This is a genomic window from Glutamicibacter sp. NPDC087673 (assembly GCF_044743255.1).
Taxonomy (GTDB): domain Bacteria; phylum Actinomycetota; class Actinomycetes; order Actinomycetales; family Micrococcaceae; genus Glutamicibacter.
The window spans coordinates 211,935-236,812 of the sequence record NZ_JBIUWB010000005.1 but is presented as its reverse complement, the minus strand read 5'-3'; the positions used below and the strand labels follow the sequence as shown (position 1 = coordinate 236,812).

Below are 24,878 nucleotides of genomic sequence, written 5' to 3'. Positions count from 1 at the left end.
AATGTCCGGGTGGCACGGAGCCTGGCTGACGACGGACCTTTGGTCCTGGGGCGTTAGCCCATGTGGATGACACCAAGGAGCATGCCCGAAGCGAGCATGACCAAGGAGACCACCAACGCACGCCACAGCACCTTTTTGTGGTGATCGCCCAAGTCCACACGAGAGAGCGACACCAGCAGCAAGATGGCTGGAACGAGCGGAGACTGCATGTGCACTGGCTGTCCGGTGATGGAGGCGCGAGCCATATCCACCGCTGGTACACCGAAATGCGCGCCGGCTTCGGCGAGAACTGGCAAGACACCGAAGTAGAAGGCGTCATTGCTCATCAGGAAGGTAGCTGGAATCGAAATCAGCCCGGTCAGTACTGCCATGTATGGACCCATGGAGGTAGGAATGACATCCACCAGCCACTGGCTCATGGCATCAACCATGCCGGTGCCGGAGAGCACGCCGGTGAGCACTGCCGCGGCGAGCACCATGGAGACCACGGCAATGATTTCGCTGGAGTGCGCGGCGATCATCTTCACCTGGTCGGAGACCTTGGGGAAGTTGACGATCAAGGCGATCGCGGTACCCACCATGAACAGGTAGGGCAACGGAGTGACATCGACTACCAGCAGCACCATGATGGCGACGGTCAGTGCCAGGTTGAAGTAGAAGGTCTTGGGGCGCAGGGTCTCGCGATCCGGATCCAGGACGGTGCCGTCCAAGGTGGAAGCTTCGGTGCCATCGCCCTTGCGAGCCACGGATTCCAGTACGGCCAGGTTGCCTCCGGCAGGGGAAGTGCCAGCAGGGCTCTTTCCTCCGGTTGGGGTGGAAACGTTGCCGCCACCGAGTTCGGTGCCCCAGATTTCCGGACGCTCGCGCTGCAAGCGGCGGCGTTCGGATACGCCCATCTGCCATGCGAACAGGGCAATGACAATGAGGGAAATTCCCAGCGCAGGGAGCATCGGCACGAAGATTTCCGAGGCGTCAACGCCAAGTGCCGCTGCCGCGCGGGCCGTTGGGCCGCCCCAGGGAACGATGTTCAGCGTGCCATTGGTCAGGCCTGCAACACAGGTCAGGACCACAGGGCTCATGCCCAGGCGCTGGTAGATCGGCAGCAGAGCCGCGGTAACCACAATGAAGGTGGTCGAGCCATCGCCATCGAGGGAAATTACGCCGGTGAGCAGCGAAGTGCCCATGACGACCTTGGCGGGGTCGTTGCCCACTAGCTTCTGGATGCCGGAGACCAATCGGTCGAACAAGCCGACGTCGATCATGATGCCGAAGTACATGATGGCGAACATCAGCAGGGCTGCGGTACTGGACATGTCCTTGACCGCGTCCATGACCATGTCGCCAAGGCCGAATCCAGCACCGGTGAACAAGCCGAAGATGGTTGGAACCAGAATCAATGCCAGCAGCGGCGTCATGCGTTTTGTCATGATCAGCACCATGAAGGTGGCGACCATGAGGAATCCGAGTACAACGAGCATTGACCCGACCTCCATTTCAGTGTGAGTGAATCCTTAGTCCCCACAAGCTAGGAGGGGCACCCATTCAAGGTACGTGTCGGTGCTCACTTTGCGCGTCTTGTGCTTATTGTTGAAGGCTTAAGTTCTTTGCCAACTTTTTGCTCATTAAAATCACGAGAGTGGAAAGATGGGTTTATGCTGGGTGGCATGTTCCGTTCTGGCGCCGGCACCCGGCATTTCGCATCACGCATCATGCGGCTTCAATTTCTGGTCGTAGGTGTTCTGATTGTTCTCGTTACCGCCGGAACGCTTTTCGCCAGCTATGACCGCGTCTATTCAAAAGCCGAAGATACCTCGCTGACCATAGCTCGTTCGGTGGCCGTCTTGCCGGAAGTAGTTGAGCAGGTCTCGCACTATGCAAAGCTGGACGAGCTGGATGCCAAGGCGCTCGCCGATGGAAAACTGCAGCAACTGGCAGGCGCTGTCATTGGGCAAGAGCAAGCGTATTTCGTGGTGATTACCGAGGACCGCGGACTGCGCTTGAGCCATCCGAACCCCGAGGAACTGGGCCAAATGGTTTCTACTGACCCGGTGGCGCTGGAAGGCATTGAAGCGGTCTCCCGGGAACACGGAACCCTTGGTGAATCGGTGCGCGCCAAGGTCCCGGTCTACAGTAACGCGGGTGCGGTCATCGGAGAGGTTTCCGTGGGCGTGACCACTGACTCCTTGACCGGGGCACTGCTTGGGTCCTTCGCCTGGATTGTATTGCTTGCGGTGATTTGCGCAGCCTTGGCAGTGCTTGCCGGACGAGTCACCGTACGCCGTTTGAAGCGCCAGACCCTTGGGCTGGAACCGGCCGAAATTGCCCAGCTTGTCAGGGACCAGCAGGCCGTGCTCTACGGTGTTACCGAAGGTGTCATGGGCATTGGCGCCGATAGCCGGATTACCGTGCGCAACAGGGCCGCCAGGCAATTGCTGGGACTGCCGCACCGCACCGAATTGGAAGACGTGGTCGGCCGCCACTTTGAATCCGCTGGTTTGGATCACCGGCTGGTCAGGGCGATCAAGGAATGCGACCCGGCACCGGTGCGCTTTGCGGCCAATGGCAACTCGCTCATAGCCCGCGTGACCAAGGTCGACCGTGACGGAGTGGACCTCGGACTGGTCGTGCTGCTCCATGATGTCACCACCCTTGAAGCGCTGGGCACCAAACTCGATGCAGTCCAGGACATGGCCGATGCGCTGCGCGCCCAGCGCCATGAATTCGCCAACCGGATGCACGCAGTCCTCGGGCTGATCAACTTGGGCAAGATCGAACAGGCAGAAGACTACCTGCGTGAGGTGATGGAATCCGGGCCGAAGATCGCTCAGGTTCCCGGGCTGGAGGCCATCCAGGACGCTTACCTCTCGGCTTTTATTTCGGCGAAGGCGGTGCGCGCCCACGAACAAGGCATAGAACTGAGAGTGTCTGCCCAATCCATGCTTTTCGGACACATCGCCTCGGCCCACGATGCCCAAGACGCCACCGCAGTCCTGGGGAATCTGCTGGATAACGCCTTCACTGCAGCTCTTTGCACAGATGCAGAACCCTGGGTAGAAATCGACTTGCTCTCCGAAGGGAGCACCTTGCACATCGCCGTGGCCGATTCTGGACCCGGCATTACCACCGACGAGGATATCTTCGCCCGGGATGTCAGCACCGGATCCCATCTGGGTGGCGATCATGGGCATGGCGTCGGATTGCCGCTGATCAGACGGCTCGCCCAAGCCCGCAGCGGGGACGTCTGGATAGCGGACCGCGGGACGGATGGTTCCGGGGCGGTTATCGCAGCAAGATTGCCGGCGGTACTGGTCGAGCCAGCCAATACGGAAAACGACGAGATTGAAGGAGCGCAACATTGAGCGAGAATTCCAGTGGCAACTACCGGGTGCTAATTGTCGATGACGATTTCCGGGTAGGAGAGCTGCACGCTGAGATGGTCAACGCCATTCCCGGGTTCCAGGCCCTGGAGCCTGTGCAGGATCCGCGTGTTGTGCCCAAAATGGTGCAGAGCCTGAAACCTGATCTGGTATTGCTGGATCTCTACCTGCCGCATGTCAGTGGAATCGAGCTGCTGAGAGAACTCGATGTTGATGCGATCATGATTTCCGCGGCGATTGAACCGAAGAATATTGACAAAGCGCTGCGCTCGGGAGCACTGGCGTTCATCATCAAGCCCTTTGAGGCCAAGACCCTGGCCGCCAAGCTCAAAGGCTGGGCTCGCTATCGTCGCCAATTGACCGGGACCGCGGAGTTCAACCAGCAGGGCGTGGACCGGTTGTACCGGGCGCTCCAAGGGGGCGAAGAAACTAACGCATCGGTGGGTGCCGCCCCCACCGAACAGGCAGTTCTTTCCTGCGTCAAGGACGCTACCGAACCCATGAGCGTCGCCGAGGTCGCGGAGGCAATTGGGGTTGCCCGTGCGACAGCGCAACGGTATTTGGCGGCGCTGGTGGCCAATGAATCCCTGGAGCTGCAGCTTGGATACGGAACCCGTGGCCGTCCCGAGCACCGTTACGTGGCACGCTAGCGGCTCGGCCTCCTAGGTTGCGTCCCAGACCTTTCGGTAGAACGACACCTTCCGCTCATCGGGTTCGATTCCGTACCCGGCGTAGACATGCTGTTCGAAACCAGGCCCGTAATTCCACTCGGTGCTCCATGCGGCAACGGCGAGATCCGCCCAGCGGTCTCCGACACCCAATTTCCCCATATCCACATGCGCGCTGAAATCATGGCTATCGGTGATGATCGTGTTGGGCAGGCAAGCATCGCCATGGCAGACCACAAGATCAAGCTCCGGGATTTCAGCCAGCAAAGCAGCTTGCTCCCGGGCAGGCAGGTGCTGGATGCGGGATTCCAGATCCCAGCTGAAGGGGCACTGGTCGACCGGCAGCCGATCGTGCAGGTGGCGCAGACCGGCGCCTACTGCAAACGCGGATCGCGCCGGATCGCTTTTGCCAAGCTCGCTGACTGCACTGTGCCCGGGCAATGCTGCCGTGACGAGCAGCTGGCCGTCAGCATGCTGTCCGCAGCTGAGCACTTCGGGGACTCTGATGAATTCTCCCGCCCACCGCATGCGCAGGGCTTCAGCCAGGAGATCGCCGTCCTCTGCGGGAGGGCATCCCGGCGACCACTTGGCGAAGCGCATCTGCTCGCCCTGTCCAATCCGGTATGTTATCCCGCCTAATGCGTTCTGCCAGATACCCTCGATTTCCGCCTGGCCGGCTGCAGTGCGCACAGCCGGAGGAATTGGGTGGCCAGCCGACGGCGGGCCAGAAATGACTTGAGGTGAACTCATTTTTCTAGTCTGCCAGTAATGGGCGTGCTTTGGAGTTCAGGATCTCTGGATTCGTGGTGTGGACTGGACACGAATGATTTCTCTTGGTGTTCATCTGGGCTCAAGGAAATGGCTGATCAAGTCGTGAACACTGAATCCCATGAATAATATTTCGCGACGCAAATTGCTCACCGGCGCCATTGGCGCAGGTGCATTGACCTTGGTTGGGCCCACTGGAGCAGCGCTGGCTTCCAGCAGTCCCCGACTCGTGCGTTCCCGCCTGGGATTGACCAGCGGATTTTCCATGGGGGATGTCTCTGCCAGCAACGCCGTACTCTGGGCTCGCAGCTCCGGGGAAGGCCGCTTGCGCGCGCAGCTGCGTGCGGTGGACGAAGCAGGGGAAATCATCCGCGGCCGTGGATCCTTCGCCAAGACTTTGCGCGGTGCCTACGCCCGCGAGGCCACTGACTTCACTGCAAAGATCAATGCCGAGCATCTGCCTGCCGGAACCCGTTTTGCAGTCAGCATCGGTTTCGAGGACGATAACGGCACCCTTGGCGAGACTCAGAACGGCTGGTTCAGCACCGCACCGGCGTTGACCGGTCGCCGCAACCACGACGCCTCCCGTGCCCAGAGTTTTGTGTGGTCCGGCGACACCGCTGGCCAGGGCTGGGGCATCAACGAAGAAATCGGTGGCATGCGCGCCTACGCGGCCATGCATGCAACCAAGCCGGACTTCTTCGTGCACAGCGGCGACACCATCTACGCCGACGGTCCGATTGCCGCAGAAGTTGTGGAACCGGACGGCCAGATCTGGCGCAACTTGGTCACCGAGGAAGTCTCCAAGGTGGCCGAGACCCTGGCCGAGTACCGTGGGCGGCACCGCTACAACCTGATGGACCACAATGTGCGTGCCATGTATTCAGAGGTTCCGGTGATTGCACAGTGGGATGACCACGAGACCCATAACAACTGGTGGCCGGGTGAGGTCATCGAAGATGAGCGCTACACCGTGCGCGATATCAACACCCTTGCCGCCCGCGGCCGCCAGGCCTGGCAGGAATACCAGCCGATCGCCGACCCGCGCGCCATGCGCGCAGGCACCGGATTCGAGGCAGCACGCATCTACCGCAAAATCTCGCGTGGTCCAGCAATGGACCTGTTCGCATTGGACATGCGCAGCTACAAGTCCGAGAACACCGCCGGAATGGAAGAGAAGTCCACTTCAATTCTCGGCGAAGAGCAGCTGAATTGGCTGGTCGATTCCTTGGCTAAGTCCAAGGCAACCTGGAAAGTCATTCTCAACGACCTGCCGCTGGGCATCATTGTTCCGGACGGCAAGGCGCAGGAATCAATTTCCAATGCAGACCACGGCGCACCACTAGGCCGCGAGCTGGAACTTGCCCGCCTGCTCAAGGCCATCAAGGACCGCGGCATCAAGAATGTCGTCTTCCTGACCGCGGATGTGCACTATTGCGCGGCGCACCACTACTCTCCAGAGCGTGCTGCCTTCAGCGAGTTCAATGAGTTCTGGGAATTCGTGGCCGGTCCAGTCAATGCCGGTTCCTTCGGGCCGAACCAAATGGATGGCACTTTCGGACCACGTGTGGACTTCTCGCTGGCTGGCAGCACCAACCAGTCGCCGCGCGATGGCAAGGGCCAGTTCTTCGGCCACGTCGAGCTGGATGAGCAGGACCTGTTCACCGTCACGCTGCGCAATGGCTTGGGCGAAATCGTCTATACCAAGACACTGGAACCGAATAAATAGCAGTTAATAGGGAGAACGCCTGCGAAACAGTAATTGTTTCGCAGGCGTTCTCCTTATCAGCTTATCAGCTTGTCGGCGCTTAGCGGCCGGTGCCGCCGTAGACGGTGGCTTCCACATCGGTATCCAGATCGAACGCGGTGTGGATAGCGCGTACTGCATCGTTGAGCTTGTCGGCGTCGGTGACCACAGAGATGCGGATCTCTGAAGTGGAGATCATGTCCACGTTCACGCCCGCGCGGTGCAAGGCCTCGAAGAAGGTGAAGGAGACTCCTGGATTCGAGCGCATTCCGGCACCGATCAACGAGAGCTTGCCAACCTCGTCATTGTGCTCGATTTCCTCGAAACCGATCTCCGGCTTCGCGGTGTTCAGTGCTTCAAGCACATGCTTGGTTTCGGTCATCGGCAGGGTGAAGGAGATATCGGTGGCACCCGAACCGCGGGTCGAGATGTTCTGCACAATCATGTCGATATTGGCCTGCGCAGCGGCGATAACACCGAAAATCTGTGCTGCTTTACCGGGGATGTCCGGAACGCCAATGATGGTGACCTTGGCTTCGGAGTGGTCGTGGGCGACACCTGAGATGATTGGCTGTTCCAAGGGTTCTCCCTCTTGAATTTTGATTTTGTCTTCGGGATCCGGGAGCACCCAGGTGCCCTCGTTGGTGCTGAATGAAGAGCGCACGTGCAGCGGCACGCCGAAACGGCGGGCGTATTCCACGCAACGCAGGTGCAAGATCTTCGAGCCGCTGGCGGCCATTTCCAGCATTTCTTCACTGGTGATCTTCTCGATCTTCTTGGCCGAGGCGACCACGCGCGGGTCGGCGGTGTAGATGCCGTCTACGTCGGTGTAGATTTCGCAGACATCGGCGCCCAGCGCTGCGGCCAGCGCGACGGCGGTGGTATCCGAGCCGCCACGGCCCATGGTGGTGATGTTCTTGGATTCCTTGCTCATGCCCTGGAACCCAGCGACGATGGCGATGAATCCGCGGTCGATAGCACGGCGTACGCGCTGTGGGGAGACCTCCATGATGCGGGCTTTGCCGTGGGTCGAGTCGGTGATCAATCCTGCCTGAGAGCCGGTGAATGAAGCGGCCTGCTCGCCGAGCTGGTTGATCGCCATCGCCAGCAGCGACATCGAGATGCGTTCGCCAGCGGAGAGCAGCATGTCCATCTCGCGGGCTGGTGCATCATCGGTAAGCTGGCCTGCCAGATCCAGCAAGTCATCGGTGGTGTCGCCCATTGCGGAAACAACGACAACGACGTCATGGCCCTTGGACTTAGTATCAATAATTCGGCGCGCTACACGCTTGATGCCTTCGGCATCTGAAACGGAAGAACCGCCAAACTTTTGAACAATTAGGCCCATGGGCACTCACTCCACCTGTTGAAAGCTGTGCCTCGCCGCCGGTGCTTTTTGATGGAACTGTGGCGCGAGACATCTACCAGATAAATATTGTGACAGCTACGGGGCGACATGTCCTAGTTGTGAAGGTAACCATTGGTCATATTGCCTAGGAACCTCAATGCAGGTTGTTGAAAAACACTGGCTACCCCTTGAATTCAGCCAAAATTTGTCGCCAAAAGCTCTTCCATCCAGACACCTGTTCAGGTGTTCCAGCCTTAGTAATGTTTATGGCAACCGAGGTTTTTCCACCTTTGAGGCCAATGTCTACCTGTGTCTTGGTTCCGTCGCTGAAATCAGCTCGCCAATAGCGCCATCGCTCTGAGCCGCTGGTGCGTGCAGGTTCGGAAAGCTGGTGGCCGTTGAACTCCTGGCGCCCCTGGACGCAGGCGATCCAGCGTTCCAGCGCGGTATCCAAATCAGCATCGATGGTGCTGCTCACCGAACCTTGGAAGGTGCCGTCTTGGGATTGGCCGGGCAGGCGTCGGCCAATGTGCTGCTCATAGGCTACAGCCACGGATTGAGCCCACCAGTCCGGAGTATCGACGGTTGGGGGCATGTGGGTGAAAGCCAGTTCGGCTATCTGCTTGTGCGTAAGTTGATCGGCTCCGCCAGCGCGCAGTTTGGCGCACCACTGATCCCATTCAATGCCGGTGGCCTTGGCGATGGCCGGGAGGTTGCTGCTTTTTGTTGCCATGAGGACAGTCTAGGGCGGACTTGGAGCTGTCGGTACTCCGAAGCGATGCGCCGGGCCCGCAGGAGCCTGCCGCTTTCCTGCGGGTCCTGCATTAGCGGAAGCAGCCTCTGAATCCATTCGTTCTGCGTCATGTCGCGCAGGCCCGCGGCATCCATGATGCCTGCCCATTCCTTCCACTCTTGAACCCGTGCGGATTTCGATTTTCCCTGATCTGCCCACTGAAGTGCTCATGTGCCGAAACCTGGCAAGCTCCAACAATAAGGTGGCCGCGGCGCCGCTGTTTGGCGCCGGGGAATGGGCCGTGAGCGAGGGCGCTGTGCGAAGCCGTGAACTGCCGGTGCATGTAGTGGGCTTTAAAAGCCCCTGGCCGGTCTTCTCGGTAATTCCGAGAAGACCGGCCAGGGATTGGACTGCTTTAGAGGGACTTGATTTCCAAATTCAATCGGCTCAGGAGGTCGATGAGTGCCGACAGATCCTCATTGTCCCAATTGGTCATGCGCGAGCGGAGCTCTGTACGCCACCCTTGGAAGCATTCATGCCACCTTTCAACCGCAAGCTCGGTAGGCAGGATGTGGAACACCCTCCGGTCTTCCGGGTCGACTTCACGCTTGACCAGCGCCAGCTGTTCCAGCTTGGTGATCATGCGCGATAGCGCAGCTTTATCGACCAGCAAGTGTTCGCAGATTTCAGACTGGGTGATGCGTTGGCTGCGCAGAATCATCCCGAGCACGGGCAGGTATCCCGGGGTGAGCCGGCTGTCGAGCCGAGTGGCCAGTTCCCGCTTGGCACGCGCCGTCAGCGCGATCAGTGAAAATAATTCCTGTTCGGCTGACGCATAGAGATCGGGGCGTTGAGCGGCGGGAACGTCTTCGGCTTTGCTTGAAACCTGCACCGGATCTCCTAGTTGCCAGCTGGCGTTTCTGCCTTGGCTGCGTCCTGGTCCTCAGCAGCCAGCTCCTGCATGCGTTCACTTGCAGTCTGGGTCTTCAGCGACTGGTTGGGGATCAGGCAGACAGCCACGACGATGAGCAGCGACAGCGGAGCGGCAATGGTGAACAGCGAAGGCACTGCGTCGCCGTAGATGGACTCGAAGATCACGCGGACCGGTTCAGGCATCGCTGCAACTGAAGGCAGGGTGCCCGATCCCAATGCTGCGGTCAGCTCCTTGGCTTGGTCGCCCAGGGAAGCCAGGGCTGCGGCCAAATCGGATTGCCGGTCGGCGATCATGTTCGGCACAGTGGTCGCCAGTATGGCGCCCAGGCCTGCGGTACCCGCAGTGCCGCCCAAGGTGCGGAAGAAGTTCACGGCCGAGGAGGCTACACCCAGTTCCTTGACGTGGACCGAGTTCTGCACCACCAGCACCATGTTCTGCATGACAAGGCCCATGCCGGCGCCGAGGATGAACATGTAGGCGGCGACCAACGCGTAGTTGGTGTCGTAGTGGATGGTTCCCAGCAGGAACAGCCCAACGACGATCAGCACCGAACCGGTGACTACCAGTGCCTTCCACTTGCCGGTGCGCGAGATCATCGCACCGCCGATGGTGGAGATGACCAGCAGGCCGCCCATCAGCGGGAAGGTCATCAGGCCGGCCATGGTGGCTGATGCGCCACGGGCCATGATCATGTACTGGCTGAGGAACACCGAGGTGCCGAACATCGAGACGCCAACGGCCAGCGAGGCGATGACCGCGAAGGTGAAGGTGCGGTTCTTGAACAGGCCCAGGCTCAGCAGCGGCTCGGAGGACTTGGCTTCGACCAGAATGAACAGCGCCAGCAGGATTACCGCACCGGCAATCATCAGGTAGCTGGTCGTCGAGGCCCACTCGAACTGCGAGCCTCCCAGCGACATCCAGATCAGCAGCAGCGAGACGCCGGAGGAAAGCAGGACGATGCCCCAGTAGTCGATCTTGACCTTGCGCTTGGCCATGGCCGGAAGGTGCAAGGTGCGCTGGATCAGGATGACCGCAGCGATGGCGAAAGGCAGGGCGATGAAGAAGTTCCAGCGCCAGTTGATGGTGTCAGTAACGAAGCCGCCGATCAGCGGGCCGCCCACGGTGCCAACGGCCATGACGGCGCCGAACAGCCCCATGTACTTGCCGCGTTCGCGAGGGGAGAGGAAATCGGCCATGACGATCTGCGCCAAGGCGCCAACGCCGCCACCGGCAAGGCCCTGGACGACGCGCATGGTGATCAGGAAGCTGGTGTCCTGCGAGAAACCTGCGGCGGCCGAGGCCAGCACGAAGATGCCGAGCGAGATCTGCAGCAGCAGTTTGCGGTTGCCCAGGTCGGCGAGCTTGCCCCAGATCGGAGTGGAGATGGTGGTCGCCAACAAGGTGGCGGTGACCACCCAGGTGTAGGCGGTTTGGCTGCCGTTGAGATCGGAGACGATCACTGGCAGCGAGCTGGAAACGACGGTGCTGGCCAAGATGGAGACGAACATGCCCATCAAAATGCCCGTGAGGGCAGTGAGGATTTCGCGGTGAGTCATCTTGGGCTTGGCGACCGGTGCGGTTGCGGTCATGGAAGCTCCAAAAATTTAGGGTCAGGCATAGAGGGCCTGAATGGTTGATTGATATCAACTATACGGCGATAGTTGACTATTATCAACTAAGCGTGTTTCACCCCACATCATCGTGCTGGCATAGAAAAACGCCCTGCGCTCAAGCCGGCGAACCGGAAGAGTGCAGAGCGTTCCAAGACAACCAGAACTACTGGCTGCGACGGTTATCCATCTCGGGAACTACCGGATGCGAAGGCCCTTCGCCAGCGTTGCTGGAAGCAACCGGCGCACCGCCAACGTGCAGCAGGCGAGGTTCGGAAAGCTGGGCTTTCGGCTTCTCTGCAGGTTCTCCGGACTGATCTTGCGGCGCCTTCTCCTCGGATCCCTGCTTCTGGGCCTTGGCGCGGGCCGGACCCGGCGCGGTGCGGCCGGCAGCGCGACGTCCCTCGAAAGCGCGGGCCAGGGTCACTTCATCGGCGTATTCCAGATCGCCGCCCACCGGCAGGCCGGAGGCCAACCGGGTGATGTGGATGCCCAAAGGGGCTAGCGCGCGCACCAAGTACACGGCGGTGGCTTCGCCTTCGAGATTCGGGTCGGTGGCCAGGATCAGTTCGGTGATCGAGTCATCGGCCAAGCGGGTTACCAGCTCGCGGATATGCAGCTGTTCCGGGCCAACGCCTGCCAGCGGATTAATGGAACCGCCGAGCACGTGGTACTTGCCGGAGAATGCCCGGGTGCGCTCAATGGCCAGGACGTCCTTGGACTCCTCCACGATGCAGATCTTGGTGCCATCGCGGCGTTCATCGCGGCAAATGGCGCAGGTTTCCTGCTCCGAGATGTTGAAGCAGATCTCGCAGAACTTCACCTTTTCCTTGACCAGCTGGATCGAGGCGGCGAGCCGGGTCATGTCCTCGGCATCGGCGTCAAGAATGTGGAAAGCAATGCGCTGAGCCGACTTCGGGCCGATGCCAGGCAAGCGACCGAGCTCGTCGATCAGTTCCTGTACAGCACCTTCGTACACGTGCGCCTACTTTCTAGCTTGCTTCAATACCGTGAAATCGTTCCGTGGTACACCCTAGTGTCTCACTCCGACAGTTCGCCGTGGTGCCGGCTACAAGCTTCGTTTGATTTCCACTACATTCCCGTTGACGTCGCGCTGCTCGATGACCATGCCGCCGAGCAGGCGTTCCACGGCTGGAACACCGATCAGTGCCGAATCCTCGACCTCGATATCATCGTCGCTCGGGACAAATTCCTCGGGCTCTTGCACCGGAGCAGGCGCGGGAGCCGAAGCAGGACCGCCCCAGCCGCTCGCCGCCTGGGCAGGCGCCGGCGCACTGGGTGCGTTCTTCGCCTGGTCCATCAGCTGCTGGTATCGGCTCATGCGGCCTGAGGCCGCCGGTGCGGAATCCGCAGGATCCGGTGCCGGTTCAGCCTGTGGAGCGCCCCATCCCGGAGCGGATTCAGGGGCCGGCTGCGGGGCTGCCGGGGGTTGCACCGGTGCGGCCGGTTCCTGGCGAGGCTGTTCCTGGTGCTGGGGGCGGACCTGCGGCTGCGTTTGGGCAGCCCGCGGCGCCGGGGCTTCCGGAACCGATGGAGCTGATGGCGCCACAGCTTGTGGAGCCTGCTGCCCGGATTCGCCAACCGCTAGATTCCCGAAGGAATCGGTGGTGCTTTCCGGGTGCAACGGGGTCGAAGAAACCGGACGTGCAATGTTCGGAACACCGCCCTCAGCCTGGCGCGCTGTCATTCCGGCAGTCATCCGGGGCTTAGGAGCCACCGGAGGTCCACCGAAACTCCGTGGTGCACTAGCCGCCGGCGCTGGCGCTGCCGGGGTCGGCTGCGGAGCCACGGCCGGGACCGGAGCCTGTTGCTGCGGCTGCACCTGCTGCGCTTCCGGAACAGAACCAGCTGGCACGTAGTACGGGTCATCTGGGAACGGTGGCTCGTCGAAGTAGGGTTCATCCGCTGGAGGCGGGACGTCATCGTAGGAGCTGTCGTACCCGTCATGGGCGCGTGGTGCAGGCGCGACTGGTGCCGAGCTTGGCACAGCGGATACCGGACGCTGCTGCGGTGCCGGAGCGGCAGCTTGGGCCCGTGCCGCAGCGCGCGCAGCCGCCCCAGCAGAACTTACAGCCTTGGTGAACTTAGTTGGTGCTGGGGTTGGCGCCGGGATTGGCCGGCGCTCACCTTTTGGGGAACCACCACCGTTGGGGTTGGAGCCGCCTTCGGTGAGGACCACTTCGATCGGTGCACCGGTGACCTGGGACAGAACCCCGGTCAGCGTATTCATCAGATCCGGCCGGTTGCGCAGATTCACAATTGGGCCAGTATTGCTGAACGCCAAGGTGAGGGTGCGGCCATCGAAGCCTGCCACAGAGCCATAGGTGGCAACCATGGAATGCAGGACGCGCGAGCTGCCCTGCAACTGCTGCAAGATCGTTGGCCACGCTTGCTGGAACATCGCCACCGGTGAGCCGGTGTCCTGTGGTGCTGGCTGGCTCTGCGGCATCCCGCTAGGGGCACCATGTTGAGGTTGCTGAGCACCCTGTTGTTGCTGTTGCTGTTGCGGTGTTTGAGCGCGTTGGGCCTGTTCTTGTGCGGCGCGCTGTTGTGCTTCGCGTTCAGCTTGTTCGCGTTGGGCTTGTTCTTGTGCGGCGCGCTGTTGTGCTTCGCGTTCAGCTTGTTCGCGTTGGGCTTGTTCTTGCGCCTGGTGGGCAGCGTGGCGCTGAGCATCCACGCCAGCCTGGCTAGCTTCTGGTGCCTGTTGCGGCTGTGCCGACTGCGGTACTTGTGGTGTCCGGTTGGCAGCCGCACGACGTGCGAATTCGGCCATGGCAGGATTTTGCTTCACGTCATCAATGGAGACCCCGGTGCCGAATGACAGGTCTTCACCGCTGGAAGGATCAGGAACCAAGCTGAATGGTGCCACGCCTTCCGGACGAGCTGCCGGAATACTCGGACCAGGCTGCACCTCGGTGGTCACCGAGTAGTTTTCGCCCTTTGGGCCCCAAGTTGCGCCCCAGTCAGCGGCTTCACCAGTGTTCAGCGACGCTGCCGCGCCTGGATCCAGCGGAGCATTTGGATCATCATCATGTGGCTGTGGCTGTGGCTGTGGCTGTGGCTGTGATGGCGCGGACTGCTGAGGATGCGTTTCCTGCGGGGCAGGAACTGGCTGCGGAGTCTCTTGAGGCTGCTCGGTGCGCTGAGCTTGAACTGGTTCTGCGTGCTGCACGGGCTGCTGCATTTGCGCTGGAGCCTCGGGAACCTGCGGTTGCGGCTGGGCATGATTTGGCTGAACCTGTGGGGCCTGTTCGCCAGCCACTGGTTCGCCCTGTGCTTCAGCCGGTTCGGGTGCACCGTCACGACGGGATTTGGCGGCGGCCAGGACTTCGCGTACTGCGGCAGCACCCTGACGCGCGGCGCCCGGGTTAGGAGTGGCGTTCATTGAGGCACCAGCACTTGCAGCGTCGTTCTCATCAAGCGCAGGCAGCGCTCCACCGGTCATCGCATGGCGCTCCAACCGATCCAGCCGAGCGGCAAAAGCGCTGTCGGAATTCTGCGAACCGGGCAGCATCAAGCGCGCGGCCAGCAATTCCAGGTGCAGACGAGGCGAAGTTGCGCCGGTCATCTCGCTCAGGGCCTTGTTGGTGACATCGGCCCATCGCGATAGTTCGCCTGCACCGACCAAGCCAGCTTGCAAGCGAAGGGATTCAAGCTGGTCTTCTGGTACGCCGCGCAAGATCTTCTCCAGGCCTTCTGGCATGGCCTTGGCGATGATCAGATCGCGGAAGCGCTCCAGCACATCTTCAACGAAGCGCCGGGGATCCAGACCGGTCTGGATGATGCGGTCAATCGCACCGAACAGACCAGCGCCATCGGATTCGTGCAGCGACAAGGTGACCTCATCGAGCAGTGTCGAGTGGGTGTAGCCCAGCAGTGCAATGGCCGTCTCGTAATCCAGGTTGCCATCGCGGGCACCAGCGATCAGCTGATCCAGCACCGAAAGGGTGTCGCGGACCGACCCGCCGCCAGCACGGATCACCAGTGGCAGTACGCCTTCGGCTACCGCGACGCTTTCGCGTTCGCAGAGCACTTGCAGGTACGCCAGCAATGCCTCTGGCGGAACCAGGCGGAATGGGTAGTGGTGGGTACGCGAGCGGATGGTGCCGATGACCTTTTCCGGCTCGGTAGTCGCGAAGATGAATTTGATGTGCGCCGGTGGCTCTTCAACGATCTTCAGCAAGGCATTGAAGCCTGCCGCCGTGACCATGTGGGCCTCATCGATGATGAAGATCTTGTAGCGGTCGCGAGTCGGCGCGAAGGTTGCGCGCTCGCGCAGATCGCGGGCATCATCGACGCCGCCATGGCTGGCTGCGTCAATCTCGATGACGTCCAGCGAACCCGGGCCACCATTGGAAAGGTCCACGCAGCTTGGGCAGGTGCCGCAAGGAACGGGCGTAGGGCCCTGCTCGCAGTTCAAGCAACGGGCCAAAATGCGGGCAGAAGTCGTCTTGCCGCAACCGCGCGGACCGGAGAATAGGTAGGCGTGGTTGACGCGGTTCTTCTCCAGCGCCGTCATCAAGGGCGCAGTAACGTGCTCCTGGCCGATAACGTCGCCAAACGTATCGGGACGATATCTGCGATATAGCGCTGTACTCACACCGGTTCCCTATCAGTTGCCTGATGCTTTAGGCATCAGCTGTTGGACAATATTCAATGGTTCGACGGTCCACGGTTCACGTGGCAGATTCGCCGGATCGAAAGCTTCCAGGGCTGCCTGCAAACTTGTGCTGGGCAAGCCCAATGACTCTAGCAAAATCGCCACAACGTTGGCTGGATGCACACCTTGTTCGGTGATCTCTTCGAGTGTTACTGCACCGTCGCGTTTAGCCAAGCGCTGGCCCTTGGTGTTCAGTGCCAGCGGTACGTGCGCGTAGGCCGGGACCGTGTAGCCCAGTAGCGTTGCCAGATAGGCCTGCCGCGGCGCAGAAGAGAGCAAATCATCTCCGCGCACGACCTGGTCGATGCCTGAGAACGCATCGTCGACGACAACCGCAAGGTTGTAGGCGGGAGCTCCATCGTTGCGGATCAGGACGAAATCATCTACCGCACCGGTGTAATCGCCGAATAGTTCGTCATGAACAGAAAATTCGTTCACTTCTGAACGCAGTCGCAAGGCGGCTGGACGGTTCTGTGCTTTAGCCGAGCGTTCACTGGCGCTCAGATCGCGGCAGGTTCCCGGGTAGGCGCCGGGCGCAGCATGCGGAGCACTTCCGGCTTCGGCGATGTCCTTGCGCGAGCAGAAGCATTCATAGACCAAGCCGCGGGCCTTGAGCCGCTCAACGGCCTGGAGATAAATCGGAAGGCGGTCGGACTGTCGGAGAATTTCGCCGTCGAAATCAAGGCCCAAGGACGATAATTCAGCAATTTGGGTGGCTTCGGCGCCGGAACGAACACGATCCAAGTCTTCAATGCGCAGTAGGAATTTGCGTTGCGAGGAGCGGGCGAAAAGCCAAGCGAGGATGGCCGTGCGCAAATTGCCAAGGTGGAGTGGCCCCGAAGGGCTAGGGGCGAAACGGCCAGCGCCCACGTGGACTCCATTCGGCTTGCGTAAGAAAGTAAAAGACCCCTCATGCACCTGCCAGAGCCCATCTACCCTTGCTACCTTCCGGTCCTGGGGGAGTTCAACAGGATGACACCACACGAGGGGTCACCAAAAATACTACCCGAGGTTGGCGCTTGGATGAAAATCGGCAGGCGTGCGCTTGCTCTCAGCTTGCAAATCATGGCTCAGAGATCTTGACCAAAAATGCTGTTCGTCCTCAGCCGGTCGCTTCTTCAGGCGGTTCTAGCCACCCAAGTACGCGTCGAACGCGGTCATTGAGCTGGACGGTAGGCAACATGGGCGTCTGCTCCTTCTCGAAGTCGAAGTTCTGGACGCTGGTGACGCTGCCGGGAAGCTCAACACAAATCATGCCGTTGGGGGAGCGCCAGTTCACTGAACCGTCCGGAAGATAGGTGGCTTGCCATCCCAGCACGTGCTTGAACATCTGATGCCGCTTGCACAATAAATGCGTATTGCTGCGCGTGGTGTGCCCGCCCTTTGCCCATGCATCGATGTGGTCAATCTCGGATGCTTCGGCGGGCCGATTGCACCCGGGGAAGCGGCAGACGATATCCCGATTTCGCAGCAGATCACGCAGCGCCTTGGACGGACGGTACTTTTCGCGGCCAACGTCTATAGCTGCCCCCGACCAAGGATCGGTGAGCACCTTGATGAAAGACGGGGCGTCTTTTGCGATCAGCAGCGCTGTCCCTACTGGGATCGGCCCATAGCCCTCAAGGTCAGCTAGTGCGCGTTTAGGGTTGGCCAGCATTTCCAGCGCAGGAATCGTGACAGCTACACGAGCTTTGAGCGGGGTCCCTTCGGTTGCGGGCCAACCATCGAGCAACGCATCGCAAACAATGTCCAGCCGTCGTTGCTGTTCGGTCCGGTTATCAGCTGGATCAACATTGCGTACGGCATGCCAATTGACCGTATTGATAATGCCCAACGCCTTTTCCACCGGCAGATGCAGCTGAATCACGCTCATTCCATTGGCCTCGTGCCAATAGGTGATCTTGCGGTCCTCCGCACCTTTCTTGTGGCGTTCTTCAATGGGCTTTGGATGCAATCGCTCACGCATTTTCCTGGCACGTAGGGCTATCGCGGAGTCAGCGGCCTGCCGCGCTATCGGCAGCAAGGTTCGTTGCATTAGTGCCACGTCATCGGGTGCCAGATCCTGAGAGTGCTTGACGATCTCCTGCGCGGATCTGGTCGTGATCTCACCGACGCTCAGGGCGTCCAAAGTGTCTGCGCAAAGATGGCGCAGTCCTTCGGCGAAGAACAACTTGTCCTGGACTTTCTTTTCCGAGGAGCGCATTGCCACCGATGCCTCGGCAACAAAGGAAGAACGGATCAGCGACTCGTCGGAGCGATTGACACCGTAGAAGTAGGCAGAATGAGTTTCAGCTGTTTCTTCCGTTGTGCCGGGCTCATCCAGCAGCGGCTCTTGGGTTCCGTGGCTTATCGTCTCGGCGACCGAATATTCGTAGCTATCGGCCAACACCGCTGCCTCGGCAGCATCCAGCATGCTGTGCAGCCGGGCAATGGTCTTCAGCCGCTCCAGGCCCTGGGCGGATGCAGTGACCGGCGACTGGTCATAAAGGTTTATGGCGGTAGCGGCGATCTGGGTAAAGAGATTGTCTTTGTCCAGGTTCGCGGCCCAAAGACCATCGATTCCGGGGATACTCCTTGTCCCGGGCGGGCTGATGGGCAGTCGGCGAGGGTCGTCTTGGCTGTGAAATACCTCTCTTTTACTCATGTTTACAGTATTAATCTGTTCAAACGGCAGCCTTTGAAGAAAAGATCGGGATGGTGAAAAGGTGCAAAATTACCGAATTTCAGGGGTTTGGCGCCTCAAGAATGAGCTGGGAAGCAACGTGGAAACGTCCGATTCGTGATTGAGCGAGAATTTAGATATGCTGGATCCTGCTCCACGGAGCAAACTGAGGAGGATTCGCCTAGCGGCCTATGGCGCACGCCTGGAACGCGTGTTGGGTTAACGCCCTCAGGGGTTCAAATCCCCTATCCTCCGCCGAATTTAATGTCCCGGCTCATCGTGAAAACGCTGAGGCGGGACATTATTTTTTTGCGCTTACCGGCATTGCAAGAACCTGGCGGGTAGTATCCGTGGCAACTGTTCAGCAATCTTTCGGCAAGGTAAGACTATGGCAAGTGTATTGAGCGAAATCGCCGTCGACTGCGCGAACCCGATGCTGGTGGCGAGGTTCTGGTGCGAAGCGCTGAATTATGACGTATTGGAAGAAGAAGCCGGCTTGGTCAGTATTGGGTCCAAATCCCAAGGCCCGGGCGGGCTGAAATTGACGTTCGCGCAAGTGCCCGAAACCAAGAGCATCAAGAATCGCCTCCATCTGGACCTGCGTCCTCAAAACGCCCAGCAGCAAGAAGAAGCTGATCGCCTGATCTCTTTGGGGGCCAGCTACGCCGATGTGGGCCAGCGGGAGGACGAGAGCTGGATCGTGATGGCTGATCCTGAAGGCAACGAATTCTGCGTGCTTTCCGGCGTCGAATAAGCGAGGCGCTTTAAATGCCTATTGGCGCCGGGCCGGTAATCTCTCACCAGCTCGACGCCAACAGGTTTTGCGTGTGCAGCTCCTGATCCCTGCAGAAGCTCACGGCCTAGGCGCTTTTGCGCCCCTTGGCCAGCTCTGGGTAGTGGATGGCCGCGGTCTGCGGGTGGGCTCGCAGCCATCCCTTGAGCACGTTGGCACCGTAGGAAGCCAGCATTGGGTTTTCCGGATCATCGGAGACGCCGCGAGCTTCGGCAGCCAGCTCGGCTGGCAGTTCGACCTTGTCGATCACTGCATCCAGTCGAGGGGAGTAGAAGAACGGCACCGAGTAGCGGTCAACGCCAGCTGGTGGCGCAATGACGCGGTGGATGGTGGCCATCAGGTAGCCGTTGGTCGCGACTTCGAGCATCTCCCCGAGGTTCACTACCAATGCACCCGGGGTCGGCGGCACCTCGATCCACTCTTCCTGGCCGTAGGGTTGCACCTGCAGCCCTCCAACCTGGTCCTGCAGCAGCAGGGTGACGAAGCCGTAGTCGGCGTGCAGGCCAACGCCCTGGTTGCCCGACTCTGGTACGACGTCGCCCGAAACGTAGTGCACCAACTTGCCCATCCATGACGGGGTGTTGGCGAATGGCTCGTCGAAGTGGCCTTCGGGCAAGCCCAGCCCCACAGCGATGGCCGAAAGCAGCTCGTGGCCGGTTTTGTTCATCAGCTCGGCCCACGCCATGGCGCGCTCTTCGAGCTGGGGGAAATCGGCAGGGAACTGGTTCGGGCCCTGCAGGTTCAAGTACGGCTTGTCCTCGGGAACGACCGCCAACGTCTCGCGTTCCGGTCCGTAGTCGATCTGTTCGCGGGCATCGGCGCGGCCGCGGGTGATTTCGGTGCCCATCCGGGTGTAGCCGCGGAACTGGGCGCTATTGCGGTTATCGAGCTTGATTTTCTGCTCAACGGGCTTCTGGAAGAATTCTGCGATGGTGTCGAGCAGTTCCTGGTCCTGCCCGGCATATGCGCTGTATCCGACGATCTGGAAGAAGCCGACGCGGTGTGCGGCGTCGCGAATCGCGGCAACGAAATCCTTGTTGAAGGAGCCGTCAGCATTGCGTGCGGTAGAAATATCGAGCAGTGGGATCTCGGTGACTACGTTGTTCATAAACCCAGAGTGCACCTTATGACGCGATTGTTACCAGCTAAAGTTACGCCCGGTTCCTCCAAGTTTCCCTTGGCGTAACAATCCTTGCTTTTTCGCATTGCGTGTCTGATTATTCGCATTCGCGTGTAGCATTCGCCCGGCAACTGCGCGGCGAGTCCGGCTGCCACCCGGCTCAATCGGCGCCGTCTCGGGAGGTGGCCTTCCTGCGGCCTGCCAACTAGCGCCTGATCTGCAGGTCTGTGGGTCTGGAGAGTTTGTCCGTATGCTTGAATAGTGATTTTTCGAGCGGTAGGTGAAGGCCGTCCATACCCGGACCACGGCTATTCTTCGGCGCGTGATTGGAGCGGACTTCCCCCGCAGCAAGTGAAACTAGCTGACTTGGTCACCACCAAAGCCACCTTGGATCTTGAAACATTGCTCTCTGAGGATTCCACCTTCTATGGCGACTTGTTCCCGCATGTAGTGCGCTATCGGGGCGTGTTGTATCTGGAGGATGGGATGCACCGCGCGCTGCGCTCGGCGCTTCATCATCGCTCGGTAATACACGCACGCATATTGGATCTGGACGCTAGTTAGATAAGCTAGCGCCACGAGGATGACGATGACGTCGCCTTCAGGCCAGCAGCTGCCGAAGGCTGACCAGAGCAAGGTGGAATGATGCGTGATCGCGATGACCCGGGGCAATGGCACGGTGCGCATATTGTCGACGAGCAAGAATTAAGTTTCAGCTCGGACGGCCAGGCTAAGCGGCGTGCCCGCAAACGCCAGAACATTGTTTTCTCCGTGATGGCCCTGCTGGTGATCGCGGTTTTGGCCGGCGCCGTACTCGTTTTCAATGGAACGCTGAAGTTGGGTGGCGAGCCTGTCGCCGTTGCGAGCCCGAAGCCAAGCGAGACGAAAATCGAAAACCCCAAGTGCCCGGCCATCGATTTCAAGTACCAAAAACCTTCAGATGTCGAAATACGCGTGCTGAACACTACCGATATTTCGGGTCTTGCGGGTGACACTGCCGAGGCACTGGAAAAGCGCGGCTTCAAGATTTCGTCGCTGACTTCCGGGTGGAAGTCGCTCTCCGAAACCACTGGCGCGGTCATTGCCGGGCCTGATGGCTATGCCCAGGCTTTCACCGTGCAGCGCCAGATCCCCGGCATCGTTTTCATCTACGACGAAAAGAAGTGGGGCAGCCGGGTGGACCTGGCGCTGGGGGAGAAGTTCGACGGCCTGGAAAAAGAACGCAAGCTCGATACTTCTGAAGGCAAGCTGGTCTGCAGCAAATAGCTGGCTACGGGGTCTGCACATCTCCGGAATGCACTTGGGCCAGCGCATTTGCGAAGACCTCGGCTGGCTGGGCGCCGGAAATGCCGTACTTTCCATCAATGATGAAGAAAGGAACACCGCTGATGCCCAGCTCGCGTGCCTGGACGATATCTGCGTTGACTTCCTCAACGTAGGATCCGGACGAGAGCTTCGCACGCAGTTCCCCGGTATCCAGCCCCAGCGTTCCGGCCAGTTCGAGCAGCGTTTCTAGGTCTCCAGTGTTCAGGCCCTTCTCGAAGTGGGCAGAAAGCAGCGCTTCCTTCATCTCGTTTCCGGCACCATGCTTCTTGGCGTATTCCAGTACGCGTAGTGCAGTGAAGGAATTAGCGACCTTCAAGTTGGCGAAGTCGTAGTTCAATCCTTCGGCGGCAGCCTGGGCGGTGACGTGGTCGAGCATTTGGGCGACCTGTTCCTGGCCCAGTCCCTTCATCTTGGAGAGGTATTCGGCCTCGCTGCCGTCATAGTTCTCAGGCAGGCTCGGGTCCAGCTGGTACGAGTGCCAGTAGACATCCACGTTCTGGGAGTATTCGAACGCCTCGACACCCCGCTCAAAGCGGCGCTTGCCGATGAAGCACCAAGGGCAGGCAATATCGGAGAAGATATCCACGCGGATGCGCTTGTCTTCCGGGGACTGGACAGCAGTATTTTCGCTCATGCTTGAGGTAACAACTTTTGCTCACCGGGCATTCCTTATTCGCAGCTGCTGATTTCGGGGGAGATAATGGCAGGGCTCCTACAGAAACCGGATGGTGCTGATGGCGAGAGAAAGCAGGGCAAGTGGCAAAGAACCTTCGATGGCGCGGAATCCTCTTCGCCGGAACGATTACGGCGATGGCAGGCTTTGTTGATGGCGTCGGATTCGTGCACTTCGGCGGCTACTTCCTCTCCTTCATGTCGGGAAACTCCACAAGTTCCTCCGTGGCGCTGATGACAGGGGACCTTGCCGGATGGGCGATGGCGATGTCCTTGGTGGGCTGCTTTGTCGCAGGTGTCATCCTCGCAACGCTGGTTACCTTCCGGCTCGATAGGCTACGCCGGCCAGTGGCCATGTATTCCAGTGCGGCACTGCTGCTCGCTGCGGCCATCTCCGGGAATTTCTTGCCGCAGCTGACGGCTCTGCTGCTGGCCGCCGCGATGGGCGTGGTCAATGTTTCCTACACTCGTTCGGGAGAGGTTTCCCTGGGCCTGACGTATATGACCGGCACGTTGGTCAAGCTCGGGCAGGCACTCGGTGGAGCAATCATCGGGTTGGCCACCGGGTCGGACCGCGGCGGCTACCGGATGCTATGGATGCGCTACGCAGTGCTTTGGCTGATGATCACCATGGGTTCCCTGGGTGGCGTCTTGGCCTACCTGCGGCTGGGGCTCGGCAGCTTGTGGATCGTCGCAGGCGGCATGCTCGCGTGGGCCAGCCTGGCGTTGTTCCAGGAGCTGCGCACACCCCATGGCCTGGAGCCGCCCTCGGAGCCTCAGGCCGGAACCTCCACCGGGATCAAGTAGAAAGACATAAAAAATATGCCTGGCTTCGCTTTATGCGAAACCAGGCATATTTTAGTGCGCGGTGGCTAGCTCAGCAAGGAGTCGCTGTCCTGCTTGATCGGCGCCGCTGGGCGTACCAGCAGCTTGAAGAGCACGGCCAGAAGTACGAGCCATGCGATTCCGGTGTACAGGGCTACACGCGTCGTCGGGCTCAGGGCCAAGAGCACGACAACGAAGACCATGAAGGCCAAGGCGATCCATACGGCAACGGTGCCGCCGGGCACAGCGTATTCGCGGGCAACGGCCGGTCCGCGGCCCGCTGCGGCTTCCTTGCGTCGCATGGCCAGGTACGAAGTCAGAATCATGATCCACACCCAAACGGTGGCGAAGGTAGCGATGGAAGCGATGACGGTGAACAGCGACTCCGGGAGCAGGGCGTTGAGCACCACGCCTACCAGCAGCACAATGGCCATGATGACCACGGTCATCCACGGCACGCCGTTACGCGAGATGCGGCCAAAGGACTTCGGAGCATGGCCGATCTCGGACATGGCGTAGAGCATGCGGCCAGCCCCAAAAGTATCGGCGTTGATCGCCGAAACGGCTGCGGTGATCACCACGGCGTTGAGCACGTGGGCGGCGGCCGGGATGCCCAGACCGTCGAAAATCTGCACGAATGGCGAAGCTGAGCCGTCGATCTGGCGCCAGTCAAAGAGCATCATGACTACGGCCAGCGAAGCTACGTAGAAGAGCAGGATGCGCCATGGCACGGTATTGATGGCGGCTGGAACCGACTTGGCAGGATCAGCTGCTTCACCAGCGGTGATGCCGATGGTTTCGATGCCGCCGAAGGCGAACATCACGACGGAGAACGAGAGCAGCAGGCCCACGAAGCCGTTGGGGAACAGGGTGCCAGCGCTCATCAGGGTAGCGATGCCGGTTGCGGTTTCGGTCTCAGGGGCGTTGAAGCCGAAGATGATCAGGGCGGCGCCGCCAATGATCATGGCGATAATTGCGGTCACCTTGATGATAGCCAGCCAGAATTCGGTTTCACCGAAGACCTTGACCTTCATCAGGTTGATCGAAGCGATCAGCAGGACGACCGCCAGCACCCAGATCCACTGCGCCACCTGCGGGAACCAGAAGCCCATGTAGATGCCGAACGCGGTCACATCGGCGATCGCGACAATGGCCATTTCAAAGGCAAAAGTCCAGCCGGTGACGAAGCCGGCGAAGCGGCCCAGGTAGCGCGAAGCGTAGTGAGCGAAGGATCCGGAAACCGGATGCTTGACAGCCATCTCGCCCATGGCACGCATGACGATGAAGACGGCAGCGCCGCCAAATATGTATGCGAAGAGGACGGCAGGGCCAGCAGCCTGGATAGCAGAAGAGGAGCCGTAGAAAAGGCCCGTTCCGATAGCTGAGCCGAGGGCCATGAAGCGGATGTGGCGGGCCGTCAGCCCGCGGGCGAGAGACGCCTTTATTTCGTTCACGATAGTAATGCTCGGATCCTATAAGGGGTGCGTTCGATGGGGACGGGCCCGCGCCAAAGGCAGGGCACAGCCGTGAAAATCCTATGCGCTCCAGGCAGCCATGACGCGCTTAAGTGTTGCAGATCCATCGTGAGCTTGGCCACCAGCGGTTGCTGTTGGC

At 60.1% G+C, this 24,878-nt stretch carries 19 protein-coding genes, 1 tRNA gene, 1 other RNA gene and 1 pseudogene; 8 read left to right on the top strand and 14 right to left on the bottom strand.

Going from position 1 to position 24,878, the window contains the following annotated elements:
- Positions 1–53: 53 nt before the first annotated feature.
- A complete protein-coding gene (locus tag ACIOTL_RS13545) occupies positions 54–1,478 on the bottom strand; it encodes a CitMHS family transporter (protein WP_105657989.1) in 1,425 nt (474 codons plus the stop codon).
- A gap of 186 nt (positions 1,479–1,664) precedes the next feature.
- On the opposite strand from ACIOTL_RS13545, the gene ACIOTL_RS13540 reads away from it, so the two are divergent.
- A complete protein-coding gene (locus ACIOTL_RS13540) occupies positions 1,665–3,359 on the top strand; it encodes an ATP-binding protein (RefSeq protein ID WP_400343094.1) in 1,695 nt (564 codons plus the stop codon).
- Positions 3,356–4,027, top strand: coding sequence for a response regulator (locus ACIOTL_RS13535; protein ID WP_105657990.1), 672 nt, complete (start codon positions 3,356–3,358; stop codon positions 4,025–4,027). Before ACIOTL_RS13540 ends, ACIOTL_RS13535 begins: the two co-directional genes overlap by 4 nt.
- 12 nt (positions 4,028–4,039) lie before the next feature.
- Here ACIOTL_RS13535 and ACIOTL_RS13530 read toward each other — a convergent pair whose 3' ends face one another.
- Entirely contained in the window at positions 4,040–4,795 is a 756-nt protein-coding gene (locus ACIOTL_RS13530) for an aminoglycoside 3'-phosphotransferase (RefSeq protein WP_105662405.1), read from the bottom strand.
- A 139-nt stretch (positions 4,796–4,934) separates the two neighbouring features.
- Here ACIOTL_RS13530 and ACIOTL_RS13525 point away from each other — a divergent pair, with 139 nt between their 5' ends.
- Positions 4,935–6,542, top strand: coding sequence for an alkaline phosphatase D family protein (locus ACIOTL_RS13525; RefSeq protein ID WP_400343092.1), 1,608 nt, complete (start codon positions 4,935–4,937; stop codon positions 6,540–6,542).
- Positions 6,543–6,621: 79 nt separating this feature from the next.
- Here the strand turns inward: ACIOTL_RS13525 and ACIOTL_RS13520 are convergent, their stop codons facing one another.
- From ACIOTL_RS13520 to ACIOTL_RS13480, 9 genes and pseudogenes are all read right to left on the bottom strand, one after another.
- Entirely contained in the window at positions 6,622–7,908 is a 1,287-nt protein-coding gene (locus ACIOTL_RS13520) for an aspartate kinase (RefSeq protein ID WP_105657993.1), read from the bottom strand.
- A gap of 181 nt (positions 7,909–8,089) precedes the next feature.
- The gene (locus ACIOTL_RS13515) at positions 8,090–8,641 is read right to left on the bottom strand and encodes a hypothetical protein (RefSeq protein WP_400343090.1); all 552 of its coding nucleotides are present in this window, start codon (positions 8,639–8,641) and stop codon (positions 8,090–8,092) included.
- Between the two features lie 415 nt (positions 8,642–9,056).
- Entirely contained in the window at positions 9,057–9,533 is a 477-nt protein-coding gene (locus ACIOTL_RS13510) for a MarR family winged helix-turn-helix transcriptional regulator (RefSeq protein ID WP_105657995.1), read from the bottom strand.
- A gap of 8 nt (positions 9,534–9,541) precedes the next feature.
- Positions 9,542–11,164 carry an MFS transporter gene (locus ACIOTL_RS13505; protein ID WP_105657996.1) on the bottom strand — a complete coding sequence of 541 codons (1,623 nt, stop codon included), beginning with the start codon at positions 11,162–11,164 and terminating at the stop codon, positions 9,542–9,544.
- 409 nt (positions 11,165–11,573) lie between these two features.
- A pseudogene (recR, locus tag ACIOTL_RS13500) lies at positions 11,574–12,164 on the bottom strand (recombination mediator RecR); the annotation flags it as partial.
- Positions 12,165–12,254: 90 nt separating this feature from the next.
- Positions 12,255–15,806, bottom strand: coding sequence for a DNA polymerase III subunit gamma and tau (locus ACIOTL_RS13495; RefSeq protein ID WP_400343088.1), 3,552 nt, complete (start codon positions 15,804–15,806; stop codon positions 12,255–12,257).
- A gap of 12 nt (positions 15,807–15,818) precedes the next feature.
- The gene (gene gluQRS, locus ACIOTL_RS13490) at positions 15,819–16,736 is read right to left on the bottom strand and encodes a tRNA glutamyl-Q(34) synthetase GluQRS (RefSeq protein ID WP_105662409.1); all 918 of its coding nucleotides are present in this window, start codon (positions 16,734–16,736) and stop codon (positions 15,819–15,821) included.
- 28 nt (positions 16,737–16,764) lie between these two features.
- An RNA gene (gene ffs / locus ACIOTL_RS13485) (signal recognition particle sRNA small type) lies at positions 16,765–16,861 on the bottom strand.
- Between the two features lie 107 nt (positions 16,862–16,968).
- A complete protein-coding gene (locus tag ACIOTL_RS13480; RefSeq protein WP_400343086.1) occupies positions 16,969–18,510 on the bottom strand; it encodes a DUF222 domain-containing protein in 1,542 nt (513 codons plus the stop codon).
- A 188-nt stretch (positions 18,511–18,698) separates the two neighbouring features.
- Here ACIOTL_RS13480 and ACIOTL_RS13475 point away from each other — a divergent pair.
- Positions 18,699–18,783 (top strand) — tRNA-Ser (locus ACIOTL_RS13475).
- Between the two features lie 133 nt (positions 18,784–18,916).
- Positions 18,917–19,282: a VOC family protein gene (locus tag ACIOTL_RS13470; RefSeq protein WP_105659190.1), complete on the top strand. Its 366-nt coding sequence runs from the start codon at positions 18,917–18,919 to the stop codon at positions 19,280–19,282.
- Positions 19,283–19,388: 106 nt separating this feature from the next.
- Here the strand turns inward: ACIOTL_RS13470 and ACIOTL_RS13465 are convergent, their stop codons facing one another.
- Entirely contained in the window at positions 19,389–20,429 is a 1,041-nt protein-coding gene (locus ACIOTL_RS13465) for an isopenicillin N synthase family oxygenase (RefSeq protein WP_105659189.1), read from the bottom strand.
- A gap of 273 nt (positions 20,430–20,702) precedes the next feature.
- On the opposite strand from ACIOTL_RS13465, the gene ACIOTL_RS13460 reads away from it, so the two are divergent.
- Together ACIOTL_RS13460 and ACIOTL_RS13455 are read left to right on the top strand one after the other, a co-directional pair.
- On the top strand, positions 20,703–21,005 hold the full coding sequence (locus tag ACIOTL_RS13460) for a type II toxin-antitoxin system VapB family antitoxin (RefSeq protein ID WP_105659188.1): 303 nt from the start codon (positions 20,703–20,705) through the stop codon (positions 21,003–21,005).
- 78 nt (positions 21,006–21,083) lie between these two features.
- Positions 21,084–21,707 (top strand): LytR C-terminal domain-containing protein, encoded by a 624-nt coding sequence (locus ACIOTL_RS13455; RefSeq protein WP_400343083.1) that lies wholly within the window; start codon positions 21,084–21,086, stop codon positions 21,705–21,707.
- A 4-nt stretch (positions 21,708–21,711) separates the two neighbouring features.
- Here the strand turns inward: ACIOTL_RS13455 and ACIOTL_RS13450 are convergent, their stop codons facing one another.
- The gene (locus ACIOTL_RS13450) at positions 21,712–22,401 is read right to left on the bottom strand and encodes a DsbA family oxidoreductase (protein ID WP_332730632.1); all 690 of its coding nucleotides are present in this window, start codon (positions 22,399–22,401) and stop codon (positions 21,712–21,714) included.
- Positions 22,402–22,523: 122 nt separating this feature from the next.
- Between ACIOTL_RS13450 and ACIOTL_RS13445 the strand changes: the two genes are divergently transcribed.
- Positions 22,524–23,246 carry a YoaK family protein gene (locus tag ACIOTL_RS13445; RefSeq protein WP_400343081.1) on the top strand — a complete coding sequence of 241 codons (723 nt, stop codon included), beginning with the start codon at positions 22,524–22,526 and terminating at the stop codon, positions 23,244–23,246.
- A 65-nt stretch (positions 23,247–23,311) separates the two neighbouring features.
- On the opposite strand, the gene ACIOTL_RS13440 is transcribed toward ACIOTL_RS13445, so the two are convergent.
- Positions 23,312–24,718 (bottom strand): amino acid permease, encoded by a 1,407-nt coding sequence (locus ACIOTL_RS13440; RefSeq protein ID WP_400343079.1) that lies wholly within the window; start codon positions 24,716–24,718, stop codon positions 23,312–23,314.
- Positions 24,719–24,878: the final 160 nt, after the last annotated feature.

Coding starts and splice junctions, on each gene's coding strand:
- ACIOTL_RS13545 (WP_105657989.1), bottom strand. CDS start 1,478: ATGCTCGTTGTACTCGGATTCCTCATGGTCGCCACCTTCATGGTGCTG.
- ACIOTL_RS13540 (WP_400343094.1), top strand. CDS start 1,665: ATGTTCCGTTCTGGCGCCGGCACCCGGCATTTCGCATCACGCATCATG.
- ACIOTL_RS13530 (WP_105662405.1), bottom strand. CDS start 4,795: ATGAGTTCACCTCAAGTCATTTCTGGCCCGCCGTCGGCTGGCCACCCA.
- ACIOTL_RS13525 (WP_400343092.1), top strand. CDS start 4,935: ATGAATAATATTTCGCGACGCAAATTGCTCACCGGCGCCATTGGCGCA.
- ACIOTL_RS13520 (WP_105657993.1), bottom strand. CDS start 7,908: ATGGGCCTAATTGTTCAAAAGTTTGGCGGTTCTTCCGTTTCAGATGCC.
- ACIOTL_RS13515 (WP_400343090.1), bottom strand. CDS start 8,641: ATGGCAACAAAAAGCAGCAACCTCCCGGCCATCGCCAAGGCCACCGGC.
- ACIOTL_RS13505 (WP_105657996.1), bottom strand. CDS start 11,164: ATGACCGCAACCGCACCGGTCGCCAAGCCCAAGATGACTCACCGCGAA.
- ACIOTL_RS13480 (WP_400343086.1), bottom strand. CDS start 18,510: ATGAGTAAAAGAGAGGTATTTCACAGCCAAGACGACCCTCGCCGACTG.
- ACIOTL_RS13470 (WP_105659190.1), top strand. CDS start 18,917: ATGGCAAGTGTATTGAGCGAAATCGCCGTCGACTGCGCGAACCCGATG.
- ACIOTL_RS13465 (WP_105659189.1), bottom strand. CDS start 20,429: ATGAACAACGTAGTCACCGAGATCCCACTGCTCGATATTTCTACCGCA.
- ACIOTL_RS13455 (WP_400343083.1), top strand. CDS start 21,084: ATGATGCGTGATCGCGATGACCCGGGGCAATGGCACGGTGCGCATATT.
- ACIOTL_RS13450 (WP_332730632.1), bottom strand. CDS start 22,401: ATGAGCGAAAATACTGCTGTCCAGTCCCCGGAAGACAAGCGCATCCGC.